The 14,466-nt window shown below is 32.8% G+C and carries 12 protein-coding genes and 1 pseudogene; 6 read left to right on the forward strand and 7 right to left on the reverse strand.

Annotation, left to right across the window (positions count from 1 at the left end; all coding sequences use genetic code 11):
• Positions 1 to 159: 159 nt before the first annotated feature.
• The 6 genes from tnpB to NLJ82_RS28410 all read right to left on the reverse strand — a co-directional run bounded on the left by tnpB (position 160) and on the right by NLJ82_RS28410 (position 6,848).
• Entirely contained in the window at positions 160 to 1,281 is a 1,122-nt protein-coding gene (tnpB, locus tag NLJ82_RS28385; RefSeq protein ID WP_000586180.1) for an IS200/IS605 family element RNA-guided endonuclease TnpB, read from the reverse strand.
• A 361-nt stretch (positions 1,282 to 1,642) separates the two neighbouring features.
• Positions 1,643 to 2,038: a DUF4320 family protein gene (locus NLJ82_RS28390; protein ID WP_001181745.1), complete on the reverse strand. Its 396-nt coding sequence runs from the start codon at positions 2,036 to 2,038 to the stop codon at positions 1,643 to 1,645.
• A 25-nt stretch (positions 2,039 to 2,063) separates the two neighbouring features.
• The gene (locus tag NLJ82_RS28395) at positions 2,064 to 2,513 is read right to left on the reverse strand and encodes a hypothetical protein (RefSeq protein ID WP_001169428.1); all 450 of its coding nucleotides are present in this window, start codon (positions 2,511 to 2,513) and stop codon (positions 2,064 to 2,066) included.
• A gap of 16 nt (positions 2,514 to 2,529) precedes the next feature.
• Positions 2,530 to 4,029, reverse strand: a complete 1,500-nt coding sequence (locus tag NLJ82_RS28400) for a hypothetical protein (protein WP_000239320.1) — start codon at positions 4,027 to 4,029, stop codon at positions 2,530 to 2,532.
• Positions 4,030 to 4,048: 19 nt separating this feature from the next.
• A complete protein-coding gene (locus NLJ82_RS28405; protein WP_001002941.1) occupies positions 4,049 to 5,002 on the reverse strand; it encodes a hypothetical protein in 954 nt (317 codons plus the stop codon).
• Positions 5,003 to 5,711: 709 nt separating this feature from the next.
• On the reverse strand, positions 5,712 to 6,848 hold the full coding sequence (locus NLJ82_RS28410; RefSeq protein ID WP_000557422.1) for a hypothetical protein: 1,137 nt from the start codon (positions 6,846 to 6,848) through the stop codon (positions 5,712 to 5,714).
• Between the two features lie 906 nt (positions 6,849 to 7,754).
• Here NLJ82_RS28410 and NLJ82_RS28415 point away from each other — a divergent pair.
• Both NLJ82_RS28415 and NLJ82_RS28420 read left to right on the forward strand, forming a co-directional pair.
• Positions 7,755 to 7,862: pseudogene (locus NLJ82_RS28415) on the forward strand (transposase); the annotation flags it as partial.
• 11 nt (positions 7,863 to 7,873) lie between these two features.
• On the forward strand, positions 7,874 to 8,986 hold the full coding sequence (locus tag NLJ82_RS28420) for an RNA-guided endonuclease TnpB family protein (protein ID WP_000160678.1): 1,113 nt from the start codon (positions 7,874 to 7,876) through the stop codon (positions 8,984 to 8,986).
• 317 nt (positions 8,987 to 9,303) lie between these two features.
• Here the strand turns inward: NLJ82_RS28420 and NLJ82_RS28425 are convergent, their stop codons facing one another.
• Positions 9,304 to 9,909, reverse strand: coding sequence for a MerR family transcriptional regulator (locus tag NLJ82_RS28425; protein WP_000564666.1), 606 nt, complete (start codon positions 9,907 to 9,909; stop codon positions 9,304 to 9,306).
• 586 nt (positions 9,910 to 10,495) lie between these two features.
• Between NLJ82_RS28425 and NLJ82_RS28430 the strand changes: the two genes are divergently transcribed.
• The 4 genes from NLJ82_RS28430 (at position 10,496) to NLJ82_RS28445 (ending at position 14,466) form a co-directional block, all read left to right on the forward strand.
• A complete protein-coding gene (locus tag NLJ82_RS28430; protein ID WP_000098927.1) occupies positions 10,496 to 10,831 on the forward strand; it encodes a hypothetical protein in 336 nt (111 codons plus the stop codon).
• Between the two features lie 26 nt (positions 10,832 to 10,857).
• Entirely contained in the window at positions 10,858 to 12,165 is a 1,308-nt protein-coding gene (repX, locus tag NLJ82_RS28435; protein WP_000918313.1) for a plasmid replication protein RepX, read from the forward strand.
• A gap of 436 nt (positions 12,166 to 12,601) precedes the next feature.
• Positions 12,602 to 13,888, forward strand: a complete 1,287-nt coding sequence (locus NLJ82_RS28440) for a replication-relaxation family protein (protein WP_000837871.1) — start codon at positions 12,602 to 12,604, stop codon at positions 13,886 to 13,888.
• A 191-nt stretch (positions 13,889 to 14,079) separates the two neighbouring features.
• A complete protein-coding gene (locus NLJ82_RS28445) occupies positions 14,080 to 14,466 on the forward strand; it encodes a hypothetical protein (protein ID WP_000365750.1) in 387 nt (128 codons plus the stop codon).

Raw genomic sequence — 14,466 nt, forward strand, 5'->3', positions numbered from 1 at the left:
CTCCAAATATATTAGTTTTTTTCATAGATTCCTTTATTGTACCGAATTTAAATATAAAATCCAGATATTTTAACATATAAATTATTGAACTACCCCCATTTTCACTTCGTTTAGAAGTGAGGGATTCCTAAGTAAAGGGTTCTATCGAACTCTAATTGATTAGGCTATCTCCGCAGTCCTTGCGGTTAGAAGCCTTATCGCTTCATTTTTTAAATTGATACTTGCGTTAATATCCCTATCATGGTGTGTACGACAAGAAGGACAGTCCCATTTACGTAGATTCAGATTTTTAACGTCTTTGTTTTGATATCCACAACGAGAACATAATTGGCTGGAAGCAAATGTTTTCGATACGACAATGACTTGTTTCCCATACCATTTTGCTTTGTATTCTAACATGGATCGAAATTGCGACCATGATACTTCACTAATTGCTTTTGCTAACTTATGATTCTTTAACATATTCAATACTTGCAAATCCTCTATACCAATAACATCGTGGTTTTTGATGATTTCAGTTGAGACTTTGTCCAAGTAATCTTTTCTAGCATTCGTCATGTGTTCATGAATTCTAGCCACTTTTACTCGCTGTTTATTCCAGCGAGAAGACCCTTTTATTCTTCTAGAAAGAACGCGCTGCGCTTTCGCCAACTTCTCTTCTAATGACCGAAAAAACTTCGGATTTTTATAGGTTGTTCCATCTGACAAAATGGCGAAATCTTTTAGTCCCACATCCATTCCGATGTAAGATTGTGTTTTCGGAATTTCTTGCACTTCTGTTTCAACTAATAATGACACAAAGTATTTGCCAGAAGGGTTCCGTCTAACAGTCGCATTTACAATACGTCCCTCTACTTCACGACTTTTGGCAAATCGAACAAGACCTAGTTTTGGCAATTTTATTTTGTTTCCTACAATGGCAATGTTTTCATTTGTTTGTTTTGTGGTATAAGATTGTACGTTATTCTTCTTAGATTTGAAGCGTGGGGCACTATTTTGTTTCTTAAAAAAACGTGTATACGCATCCGCAAGGTTACGAACAGAAGATTGAATCGCAATACTATCTACTTCTTTTAGCCAAATAAACTCTTTTTTCATGGCAGGAAGTTTGGCAGAGCATGTACCATATGTTAAACCTTTTCCAGTTTCTTTATATGCGTGATCCCATAGAGATAAGAAATGATTGAATACAAAGCGAGAACAACCTATTGTTTTATTAATTAGAATTGCTTGTGCTTGATTTGGATAGATACGAAACTTAAAGGCCTTATTAATTATCATTTGATTCACCTCCATTTTGGTATATGACTATCATAAACCAAACGTATATTTGATGGATAAAGAAGTAACTCTTTATGTATATCGAACAATTAAGATGGCTTCCTGCCATTCCTTGTTCGAAGCCAATTCATCCCCCACCTACTCACTGGGCTGTGACCCTTCACGCTCCTTGAATAAGGAGTCTTCTTGGCTAAAACGATAAATTAGCATTTTTATAACTGTTGTTCTATATGGGAAATATTACCATATAGAAATAGGCTTGTAAAGTATTTTTATATATTTATTTATAAATATATATTTCTAGTAAAAAAACTACACTTTTCAGTATAGTTTTTACCTCTTTTTATACATATTGATATTTTCAACGGAAATAGATTTGTCCCATTCCATCTTTGTTAGCCCATATGGGTGCTTTCACACTATCAATCCCTATCATTTTAAAAATAAAGAAGTGATGTTCAGCTTTTATTTTAAAATTTAATGGCTGATTATGATCTACGCGCCCTTTAGTATATTCATATTTCCATCCATCCATATTCTGCTCTTTCATTTTCTTCTCTATATCAGGAATTAGATTTACGTTTTTTCCTTCATATGTGTACTGAAAACCACCTGTTTGTTCTGCTAACTCTACTGTACTAGAAGCAAAATCATGCGCCTTTACTAACTGCATTCCATACAGTACACCTTCTGGTATAAGAGTTATCAATAATAAAGAAAGCGTTAGAAAAAGCGCTGTTGTTACTGTATTTTGCATTTCTTACACACCTACTTTTTCTTATTTATTTCACGTTTCCTCCAGCTTTCTTGTTGTCAGAATCTGCTTCATAAATAAATATGTGTTTTGCGTTACTCTTAATGCTGCCTTTCTTTTCATCAAATTGTTTCGTATAACTAGCAGCTTCCGCCTCTCCTTCAACCGCAATCATTGCAGGTTGCTCATGTACAGCATGTACAGAAAACTCTCGTTTTGATGCCGGATCCTTAAATGTTGCATTTTGTTTATAAGACTTTTCAAATTCTTTCTTTGCGATATCTGGTTCAATAGCGATTTCTTCTTGTGCTCGTAAAACACCTACTTTTACGGCTTTATCCATCGCTGTACTTCCAGCACGTTCTGATGCAGACTTATTATCTGTGTGTGTTGTATCTCCAATAATCATATCTGTCATTAAAAATAAACAACCAACAAATAATAATAGTGAGGCAGCCCCTATTATTATTTTTTGCATCTTTCTTCACCCCTCCTTAATTTTCAGACTTCCGAAATCGAAATCCACTTAAAATAGAACTTTTCTTTTGATTCAACAATTGGTTTGGCAGCAATAACTCTGCTATTTCCTTCATTATTCCTTCAAGCTCTTTATAATAGTTCCGACTAGATAGTAACGTACTACTTTTTAATTGAGATTCAAATACATCCTCTATCTCATATGGTGCTAAAGCAGTTAATACCTTATCGCCAAAACATTCTTCTACTACTTCATGCTTTAAAAGTGCAGTAGAAAACTTATTCCCAATAATTCTCGTTTTCTCTAAAACTAAGTAAGAAACAAGTTTTCTCTCCTTTTGTGTAAGAGGATGCGCTATCTTTAACAATTGATGCAGATCTGGTTCTGCTACAAAGAAAATAAAATCTGCCATTTCACATATTTCATGGTATAAATCTTTATCCCAATCGTACCCCGCATCAATAATAGATATAGGCGCTTCTTGGTTAGCCAATAATACCTTAATAAAATGGTCAAAGTCCTGCTCTGTTTCGTTTTTCAGCTCTTGGTCCACTATAGGATTCTTTACGATATAATTTATTCTTCCTTGCTTCCATTTTGGAATTGATAATATATCAGATTCCTTCTGTAGCATCTCCTTATATCGCTGTAACATAAATTCACTACGATAGTTTTCTGGTGCTTCTGTATATCCCTTTAATAAAGGATACGTATATCCATCATCATATAGATTCTCTATATAGTTCACATCAATCTGTAGTTCATTTAAGTAAGCAGCTAAAAGATGTGAAACAAAAGTTGCACCACTTCTTTTGTTCATGCTGGCCACAACAATTGTTCTTCTCGGAATAGCAATACCTATTTGTTTTTCATATACCGGCTCAAAAGCCAATTTATATTGTTTTTTTATAATAGGTGCTTTTTGTGACTCACCTGGAACAGACTTACGCTTTTGATTGTTTTTAAATAGTTTCTTGGAGTTAGAGGAAGCTTCATTGTTGCCACCTTCCTCTAATTCACTTGATACTTCCTCTTCTTCCTCATCAACAGGAACTTCGGGTAACTTTGTTTGTTGTGGTGCCTGACTTGCGCCTACAATTTCTGCTACATTTTTAATATCCGACTCCTGTAGCAGCTGCGGGATAACTTTATTATCAATATCAATTCTACGAGAGTTAAAAATGTCATAGATACCTAGATAAATCAGTTTCGCCAAAAACTCATCATCATTTTCACGCTCTGTAAATACCACAATACGAATATCTCGATTAAAGCGAATATCTCTTAGTTTCTGTAAGATAATCAATTCACGTTTCTCTTCATGTCCCGCATCAATATTTAATCGTTTGTCATTAATACATAGAATATCGGGCTGTTCTGTATCTAGAATTTCATCTAGATACTTGATATGCATCACATCACTATCAGCTACTTCAAATCCCGCACCAATAAAATCCTCACGTAAATATGCCGTATATACAGTATCACTAATAGCTAAAACGATTTTTTTCACCATAGTTAACCTCCTACAAAATCTAACGTTGGATTAAAATCATGTTTTCAATTGGAATTTGTGCCTCAAGATGAACCTTCCCAATAATCTCATTCAAAATATACTCAATTTCAACTTGTTCCATTGTACGTGGAGCTCCAAAATCAGAATTTAGCTTTACTCGTATTTCTAATCGATCTTGTATCTCATGTAAAGGTGTACCAAGATAAAGAATGCTGTAGTATAAAACACCATCTTCAATATTTTTTTGAATCATATCTTTTGTTTGATGAATAAACGTAACCTCAGCAAGCTCAATAAAAGGATCATTAATTGTTACTTTGCTATTCCAATTTAAATTCCAAATCTCGCAATGTTCTTCCGCATGTACAACAACTCCATTAACAGAAGGCGTAATCGCGAAAAGACGATCTACAGGAACTTTGGTTAACGAGGTACTATTACCTTTCTTTAATTCAAGTCCTTTTTCCATTCGCTCATGTTCAAAAGCATATTCAGCACCAGTGAATGCAACTTCGCAAAATACTTGTTCTAACAATGGACGAATCCCTTCATATGTTCGTATAGCAAATACACTAAATTCCTGTGTTTCATCTGTACGAATGATTTCGTACAATTCATATTCAGATGCATTTGCTAAGGCAAAAGGAATATCTTTTATAAAATTCGGATCAGTATATAGATTCTCAGGAATTTGCGTTTCAGGATGATTTATAAACTCAAGGCATAATTGATATCCTTTTAAAAATGCATTTTTAACAGCTGCAGGGAATAGAGTTTCAAAACGTTTCACATTATTTTTAAACGTTTTTTCTTCAATTTCGTTATTAAATTCTCTTTCCTGTAAGATATTTGCCTTATTCCCTAGTAATAAAAAGTAGTGATTAATAATGCGACTAATATCCTCTTCAAATGCTGCATTCTCCTCACAATACTTTGTAAATCGTTCTTTACTCATGTTCACAATTTCGTTCATAGCTTCAAATTCTCCCTTTTTATTGTTATTTATACAAAAAAAAGACACACCGATGGCAGGTTATGTGCCTTCGGTGTGTCCGTTTAGCTAGAAATTAAATCTATTAATTTGTATATTTCTCTTAGTTAATTGTAGTTCACGTATAAGAATACCTCTATGAATTTTAAAAGTCAATAGATTAATTACCTCCTTGTAAACTTATATTTATTCCTTCTTTCTATTTTTCTATGTATTTAATTTAAAAAAATACAAGTAATTAAATATAAATAATCCAAGTATTTTATATAAAAACAACAAGAAATATATATAACTAAACTCAATCATTAATTATAAAGAGATTCAGCAAACACCTCTAAAGCCTTGTATTACATACGTTCCTGGATATTAAGCTAAATTCACTATCGTAATATCCCCATTACATACAAGCTCTACATCATAGAAATCACAAATTAAGAAGTTAAATACCATATTACTAAGAATTCACAAGGTTAGAATCATATTACTAAGATAACCACAAGTATTGAATCGAATTATGAACATACCGAGTCGTAACCAAACATAACGTAAATCAATTATATGCTTCCGTAAAAATGCTAATAGATATATTTTCCTAAATAAAAAAGCATGTCTTCAAATTAAAGAACATGCCAAATAACCCTTGCTTTTAAGTAACTTTTTAACAAGGGTTTCCATATATATTTTTTTAAAATCACATAAATTCCGGATAAACACCATTCTTCTTATGATAATTTATCATTGCATCGTGTTTTTTCCCTGTAGACAAGTTTTTTTCCTTAAAACCTATCCAGGACTCTCTAAACTTTACACGCATAAATGCTGGAATAGAGAATATTTCTTGCTCTTTCAAACAACTTTCCACTTGATCTAATGCATAAGTCATTGCGTAAATTAATAATTCACTTTGTTTTTGTTTCGTCGGTAAATAGATTGCGATATCAACAATTTCTTGTCTAAATGCAGTCATTATATTTTCTTTATCTTTTTTACGTAACGCCTGTCCCATATGTTTCAAACGAGACACCGCTTCTTTTCTGCACTTCGCTACTGGTCTATGTAATTCTTTTTTATCATTCTCAATTACGCAGTTTGAAGAAAATACAACGTTGAACTTCTCAATGATGATTTGTTTTACCTGTTTCCTTGCACTAGTAATTCTTGTTTCATTAGATTTCTTCTCTTTAGAATCGATTGCAGTAAATTGCACGATGGGGTTAATAATTTCTATGTAGTGTCTTACTTTCTTTGCATTACGATTTAATCTCCTTTTTAAGGAAGACATCTTTCTTGTAATCTGAAACTCCTCAATTTTATGTTTATAATGTTCCATACCTACTTTTCTTGAAAAAGTATTGATTAAATCTAAAAGGAATATAATCCCTCTATTATCACGAGCCTTTACTAGACTACTCATTATCGTTGTTTGAATTAGGTGAAATGGAATACGGAAATACGATAGCGATATGCCTGTCATCTTTGCAGTTTCTGCAGTAGTGTGGTTATACAACGCATAATCTACAATTTCATATACAGTACGATTTCCAACAGGTGTTTCTTTTACGAGTCTACGCTCCAAACAAACTTGAAACCCTGTATAAATTGTTGTGTAGGGAATCCCACTTTTCTTAGCAAGATCCATTATTTGAAATTCACGTGGTAGCATTCCTATATCATTGCATTCAAAGTGAAGCAAGATGTAAGTAGCTAAAGCTGAAGATGGTAACTCTTTTCTTTCATTTTCTAGTTTTACGATGTTTAATAGTCCATCAAAAAATTTAACCCCATGAACTTTAAAGTTCTGTTGGGAAAAAGCCATTTGCGTATGCATAATGTTGCTAACTCCTTTCGAAAGAGCAGAAAAAGGCACTGTCATACCACGGATACAAAAATACTACTCTCTTAAAAGAGTAATACTTGTATAACAACGGTAAACAATGCCTAAAATTACGCAAGAAATCCCCTTTTTAAGTTGCACAAATACATAAGATACAGTAAAATTATCTTATAATTTCATGCAAAATAAAAAGGTTTATTGGCTTTGTTTACCGCGGTCGATTGAAAATTTCTTTTGGGATTTTTGTGCGGTGTACCACAATGAAGTAGTTGGCGCTATTTCATTGGGCTGATGAACCTTTTTTTGCTTTTTTATATTTTATTTTTTATTATATAAATATTTTATTATTAATAAATTTGTATCTAAAAAAATACAAAAATATAAAGTAACTACATCATATATAGTTTTTCCCATGGTTGCAAGGTGATTTTTTCAAAAGTATGACCTTTGCTAAATGACTATGTATAAATAACCACCACTCAAACACCTCGTTGAGCGCCGCTCAATCAAAAGTCAATTCACAATAAGTAAGAACAACTTAAACAGCCTCTGATCAACCGCCTGATTGTCGCTCAATTAACAAAATATCATCGATAAAGCGCATTAATGGCACATTTTTCATTATCCACACCTTAAATCACCCAACTAATCACCAGTCACTTGTGTGTAAATACTGTTATTTTCGTATGTAGGTTGAGTGGTGATTGAACGGTTGATTTCATTGCATTAAACCTAATTGTAATCAGTCAATTAATCACCGGTCAATCATATTACTATTTTAGAATGAATGATTAGCGAATGGTTGAGTGATCGAGTGAAGGTGTAAGTTTTGAATAAGAATAAACTGTTTTTTTTATGATTAATATAAAAATAGTTTCATACTACTAATTAAGTAGTATGAAACTATTGAAAGAGATGTTTTGGTCAAGAGGTTTTTGCTTACTAACTACTGGTGGTTCATCAATAGACGTAGTAAAAAAATATATTGAAAATCAAAGTGAAAAGTGAGGTGAAATGATATGACAAAGCATAATAAAGCATATAAATTCCGTTTGTATCCAACAGGAGACCAAGCACATCTTATGCGTAAAACCTTCGGTTGTGTACGTTTCGTGTATAACAGAATGTTAGCCGAACGGAAAGAAGCGTATGAAAAACACAAAGATGATAAGGAACAACTAAAGAAACAAAAGCTTCCCACTCCTGCGAAATACAAAGCAGAATTTGAGTGGTTAAAAGAAGTTGATTCATTAGCACTGGCAAATGCTCAACTAAACTTGCAAACTGCCTATAAGAATTTCTTTCGTGGTCAAAATGACTTCCCAACATTCAAAAGCAAAAAAGACAGAAAGTCTTATACAACGAATGTAGTGAACGGAAATATTATGTTGCTTAACGGTCATATTAAATTGCCAAAACTGAAAATGGTACGTATCAAGCAGCATAGAGAAATACCACAAGACCATGTAATCAAGTCATGTACGATTTCTATGACACCTACTGGTAAATACTATGTGTCTATCTTGACTGAATACGAAAAAGAGATTGTACAAAATGAAGTAGAAACAGTTGTTGGATTAGACTTTGCGATGGATCGATTATACGTTAGTTCTGAGGATGAGAGAGCCAATTATCCTAAGTTCTATCGTGAAATGTTAGACCGATTAGCAAAGGCACAACGAGTATTATCAAGAAGAACAAAAGGTTCTATTCGTTGGAATAAACAACGTATCCGTGTAGCTAAGTTACATGAAAAAGTAGCGAACCAACGTAAGAACTTCCTTCATCATAAGTCTAAAGAGTTAGCTACTCATTTTGATGTTGTAGCTATTGAAGATCTAAATATGAAAGGCATGTCGCAAGCACTTCATTTTGGAAAAAGCGTCGCTGATAATGCTTGGGGTATGTTCACTTCTTTTTTAGCTTATAAACTACACGAACAAGGCAAACAACTTATGAAAATAGACAAATGGTTTCCTTCCACAAAAACATGTAGCAGTTGTGGAAATGTGAAAAACATGTCATTGTCTGAGCGAGTATATTCTTGTATATGTGGTGTAAATCTTGATAGAGATTATAACGCAGCTATCAATATCAAAAATGAAGCAATACGCCTATTAGCGTTGGCATAGATAGCAATAAAATAACCCTTGGAACGAGGGGGTTAGCTCGGTTGTCTTAGGACAAATTCGTTAGCTATCAAAAGTAACGACTAACCGAGAAGCCACCACTTCAAACAGTCCATTAGGACGTTAAGTGGCGGGTAGTTCACAGATTGGAAGAAATAGAATTAGAAAACTCTTTGTATAGCAAAATAAACCTAAGTTCTATGATTATTATAAGTTTAAAACAATAGCTGTGAATGAATCATATTGATAATCAATGAACTAAGCTTTTGAAATGATATTAAGAATAAGCAAAATAAAAAGGCTATCAAATGATAGCCTTTTTATTTTTTTCCAAAAAGCTTAGAGAAAAAGCCGCCTTTTTGTTCAGTATTCTCTTGTCGCTGAGCATTAGCACTTTTTTGTTCTTGAATTAATCGTATAGTACTCATTAACTTTTCGTCACGTTCCTCTAATCGCTTATTGATTCTATCGAAATTATCCTGACTTTGTTTAGCCACCGCAGCGAAGAATTCCATATTTTGTTTTGTTAATTCTTCAGTCACTTTAGCTGTAACTTCCTCAGTAATTTTTTCCGTCAAAGCTTCTATAAAGTCTGGATTGACCTGTTGTGCTTTAACTAGTGATGTTTCTTTTGGTTCACCATCACCGTCAACATCTTCAGCATAAACATTGCGAATAACCGTCGGATCCATATCTAAAAGCCCAACAATTTCGTGCTTTTTCTTTGACTCAGAATAATAATGTTTAATCTTTTTTACTGTATCAATACTATCCTCATGAACATATTTAAGTTGGCGTTCTTTTTTTATGTTCAAGTACTCATCGAAATCATTCAACCATCTACGAAGAGTACTTTCAGGAATATCAAGCATGGTTGCTACTTCAGATACGCGATAATAACCATCGCTTAACTGTTCATCAATCATTTGCTCACCACCTAACTATATGATGCCTGTCCTATAATACATTATATAAAAATTCTATAGAAACTAAAAGAACCCCTTTGTAGATTACATAAAATATCATGGACTTTTATACCTGATCACTCAATCATTCACTGCTCATTTATTTAGCTGCATACCAATAATACCTATGTTATCGAGCGGTGATTAGTCGGGTGAGCGTGATTAACACTTGATTATGTACAAAATCACCTTAAAATTCTGTGAACTGAACTAAAAATTTTACATGGATTTTCACTTATTAAAATGCATCTTTTATAATCATTACGTATTCATTACAGTGTTTATTACCGTAATAAATGCGTAACAATTAAAATATTAATTACGGTAATTATTACGGAAGTATTTAAAGTATTGATTTAATAAGATTCTTGATTATCATCCGTAGATGTATTATAGTTAGTACATACAATACTTCGGAAATATATACCGAAGTATTTACGGCTTTTATAACGGTATTAAATTCCGTATAATTATCTTGTCTTTTTGTACCTATAGATAAAATTTATTATTTATTAAAGGTGGTGTGAAATTATTGTCTAATATATCAATGAGTAGTAGTGAAATTATTGATGTGCTTTGTGAGAATTTAAATGATGGGATTTGGGCTTTACGTGTGCTATACGCCGAGGGCGCAATGAACAAAGAAAAGTTATGGGATTATATCAACCAATATCATAAAGACTATCAAATTGAGAATGAAAAAGATTATGAGGGTAAAAAAATACTTCCATCGCGATATGCTTTAGATATTATGACTGCAAGACTTGAAGGAGCAGGGTTAATATCTTTCAAAGCAATAGGACGTGTTCGAATTTATGACGTAACAGATCTAGGAAATGTTTTAATTAAGGAACTGGAAAAACGAGTTGAGAAAAACAACTAAAATATATATTTGAGGAGGATATACATATGGCAGGCAATTTTTCAGAAATCGAAAGCCAAGGAAATATTAGTTTGAAATTTGGATTCTTAGGACTAGGTATGGGTGGATGTGCAATCGCAGCAGAGTGCGCAAATAAAGAAACACAAATTAAAAATAACAAATACCCATATCGTGCGATTCTTGTTAATACAAATAGTCAAGATTTTAATAAAATTGAGATTAAAAACACAGGGAACGTCCGTAAAATACAGTTAGAAGGATATGAACAAGGTGCAGCTCGTAATCCACAGGTTGGAGAGGAAGCATTTGTAAAGCATGAAACAAAGATTTTCGAAGCGGTAAAACAGGAATTTGAAGATCGTGATTTTATTTGGATTACGTGTGGTCTAGGTGGAGGAACAGGAACTGGTGCTCTATTAAAGGCTATTGAAATGCTCTATGAACATGATTACAATTTTGGATTGTTACTGACTTTACCACGTGATGCTGAGGCTTTAAAAGTATTAGAAAACGCAACTTCACGCATTCGTAGTATTGCTATGAACCAAGAAGCTTTTGGCTCAATTGTATTAATAGATAACGCTAAACTATATAGAAAATTTGAAGAGGAAAATCCAAGTGCTTTAGCAAACGAATATACTAGCTATAGTAACAAATATATTGCTGATGCATTACATGAGATTAACCTAGTTACTTCATCATTTACACCGTTTTCAGATACACATTTTGATGCGAGTGAATTTGCTCAAGTAATTAATACACCAGGCGTTTTATCATTAGCAAAATTAGAACTAAAATCAAATCAATTAGACACTGAAAACCCGCTAGGTTACTTGACTCAATTAGGTAACGCACTAGAAAAAGGCGTTTTATACGATACAGAAAGAGAAGAGCTAGAAAGTGCTAAAAAAAGCGCGCTATCTATCGTTACATCACCGCTGCGAGCAGGGCGATTATACAACTTCTCATTCCTTAATCAAATGGAAAACTTCTTAAAAGAAAGAACTCCATATGTAGATGAACGTCCTATAGCTCCATACGTTAATAAACATACAACAAAAAAAGAAGAGGATATAGTAAAATTCTATTCAGTTGTTGCAGGACTTCCATTACCAAAACGTGTTAGTGATATTATTGATGAGATTACGAGAATTAAAGAAGAACGTGAGCAAGCTAATTCAAAGAAATCCAATGCTGTTTTAAATAAACTTTTTGCATTTGATGATTCAGTACAAGAAGAAAAACCTAAAAAGAAAAAATTAAATTTTGGTGCTGAACCTGAAGTAGAAGTTGCTGACGATTCACAACCAGCAAAGAAGAAATTATCATTCTAAACAATAGACCGACAAATATAATTTTGTCGGTCTTTTTCTATTTCAATAGCAAAAAGAAACTACAATGCACAAGTGATTAATCTATTATATTTTCTGTATGTGTAACATGTCTTTATATAATGTAATTGTTTAAATAAATTGTTAGGCCGTCCTAACGATTTTATTCCAATACTTGAACCTTTAAAAAATTGTTCGGTTAAAACATGTCTTCCGTCCGAACAATTTTAAAAGAACTGAAAGACTATATAAATCAATGTTTCTAGCTAATTTTTAGGAAGAGAAGTAATCCAAACTTCAGCGTACAAGTTTTAGTATCTAGATTAAAGCAAATTCAGCTTAAACTTTTAATAATTTACAACTAAATTTTGCTGTAATAAGATATATAGAAATGGTTGTTATTTATTGAAAATACATTCGAGTTATGGAGTTGCATATAATGAAAAGTAAAACGTATAAATATACAAGCAAAGGTACACAGAAATCTTTTCGTTTAAAAGAGGCCGATATATTTGTATTTACATTTTTATATTACAAAAGGTATCTTACTACACGACAAATTACTCAGCTTTATAGTGCATTTGAGGGTAGAGATTTTTCTGAGGATAGTGTGTTTACGAAACTTAATCGTTTTTCAAAATACGGTGCTATCTTGACTAAAAAAATTGATAAAAGAGATGATAGTATAACCAGACGTGCGACATTCTCCTTAAAAGATAGAATGGTTGATTACCTTCAAGAATTAGGAAGGATTCCTGCAGGATCTTCAAAACGTAGATATTCTTCTTCAATCTCACTACATACACTCTGCTCAAGAGAAATATTAGTACGCACACTTTTGGAAGTGTCGAAAAAGACCAATACGAATAAATTATTATGCGAGTTAGATATTCGCTCATATCATCAAAAACAAAAGAAAACAGAAATTGAAGATGCAGGGTTACTTCTAATTCCTGATGAACACATTTCATATAAAGACAAAAATATTTACATTGAAATGGATATGTGCAAAGAAACCAATGCTACCTTAGTTGAAAAGGTGGGGAAGTATATTGAATATGCACAAAAAAACACTAAAAATATAACTGTTGTTTTTGTTATGTATGACAAGTCGATGTTCCTTGCAGAAGATGCAGAACCTCCATACGTACGTATGAAGAATCTCTTATTTTCTATGCGAGAATATCATGAACATTTAATGAATCTACCAAACCTAAATATGCACATCTGCTCTTTGAAAGAAGCTGGAGATGTTATTTCAGATATTCTTCTAGGAATAGATGATAATCAAAACTTTGAACAAGATATTCTCTTACCTTTATCTAAACGTACAGTAGGAGATGCTGATTGGCGCTATGCATTTGTTGAAACAGTTCAAACATTTAAAGAGAAAATAGATGGTGGTCTTAGACGAACGTATAAGAGAGATAAAGATGTAATGCAAGATTTCTTCTTTATTTTTGGGAATGAAAATGATTACCGAATGATTGCTAGATTAGACGATGTTGTGTTTTCAAGAAGAGAAGGTGATGAAGGGGTGCCGCTTGTTGTGATTTATCCAAAGCGCAAAAAGGCTAGAGATATACTTTTAATGGACACGTATGACAACGTATTACTGCTATCCCTCCAAAATGAAGGTGTTACTATCGATGCGGATGAACAGATCATGGCACGTACTGCAAATAACATACATCCGAAAAGACGCAAGCTTGTTGAATTATATTAATCGTTAATTTTTTATATACTTTTATACAATTTTATTGATTTTTATTATTTAAGGTGATAGAATTACGTTTGAACTAAACACAAAAAACTACAATCAAATCAGAACATATGAAATTAAGGCAAGCGACACACGCTGTTTTTACAGTGGGTGTCGCTTGCCTTTTTTTATATGGAGAAAGGTGGAAAATCAAAATGGATTTACAATATGCAACTACTACTACTGGGGGAGTGCTCTCTGCTAGAGAAGCATTTAAAAACCCGGAACTAGTCCTTAATCATATTACAGAAGAGGGGGCAACGTTTAGTGTTTCTCTACAAGATATCCAAATTCCAGGGAAACCAAATTTCTATTGGTACGATGTCATAATTGAAACGGCAACGGATAAAAAGATTGAGGTAAATATCGCGGTACTTTCTCAAGAAGAATACAATCAACTCTGTGAAAGAGAGAGTATTGATTTATATTTAAAACAAACTGAAGATGCAGCAAAATTCTTTCTCGAAAAATCAAAGGAACTATTCCAACCAGAATTCAATAATCGATTCCAGTTTAAACATAAAGCTCAACTATATCTGTAA

The sequence above is a fragment of the Bacillus paranthracis genome, from assembly GCF_024296885.1.
Lineage (GTDB): Bacteria > Bacillota > Bacilli > Bacillales > Bacillaceae_G > Bacillus_A > Bacillus_A paranthracis.

Excerpts from the sequence above, each read along its gene's own strand:
- tnpB (WP_000586180.1), bottom strand. The coding sequence starts at position 1,281 with ATGATAATTAATAAGGCCTTTAAGTTTCGTATCTATCCAAATCAAGCA.
- NLJ82_RS28390 (WP_001181745.1), bottom strand. The coding sequence starts at position 2,038 with ATGCAAAATACAGTAACAACAGCGCTTTTTCTAACGCTTTCTTTATTA.
- NLJ82_RS28395 (WP_001169428.1), bottom strand. The coding sequence starts at position 2,513 with ATGCAAAAAATAATAATAGGGGCTGCCTCACTATTATTATTTGTTGGT.
- NLJ82_RS28400 (WP_000239320.1), bottom strand. The coding sequence starts at position 4,029 with ATGGTGAAAAAAATCGTTTTAGCTATTAGTGATACTGTATATACGGCA.
- NLJ82_RS28405 (WP_001002941.1), bottom strand. The coding sequence starts at position 5,002 with ATGAACGAAATTGTGAACATGAGTAAAGAACGATTTACAAAGTATTGT.
- NLJ82_RS28410 (WP_000557422.1), bottom strand. The coding sequence starts at position 6,848 with ATGCATACGCAAATGGCTTTTTCCCAACAGAACTTTAAAGTTCATGGG.
- NLJ82_RS28420 (WP_000160678.1), top strand. The coding sequence starts at position 7,874 with ATGACAAAGCATAATAAAGCATATAAATTCCGTTTGTATCCAACAGGA.
- NLJ82_RS28425 (WP_000564666.1), bottom strand. The coding sequence starts at position 9,909 with ATGATTGATGAACAGTTAAGCGATGGTTATTATCGCGTATCTGAAGTA.
- NLJ82_RS28430 (WP_000098927.1), top strand. The coding sequence starts at position 10,496 with ATGAGTAGTAGTGAAATTATTGATGTGCTTTGTGAGAATTTAAATGAT.
- repX (WP_000918313.1), top strand. The coding sequence starts at position 10,858 with ATGGCAGGCAATTTTTCAGAAATCGAAAGCCAAGGAAATATTAGTTTG.
- NLJ82_RS28440 (WP_000837871.1), top strand. The coding sequence starts at position 12,602 with ATGAAAAGTAAAACGTATAAATATACAAGCAAAGGTACACAGAAATCT.
- NLJ82_RS28445 (WP_000365750.1), top strand. The coding sequence starts at position 14,080 with ATGGATTTACAATATGCAACTACTACTACTGGGGGAGTGCTCTCTGCT.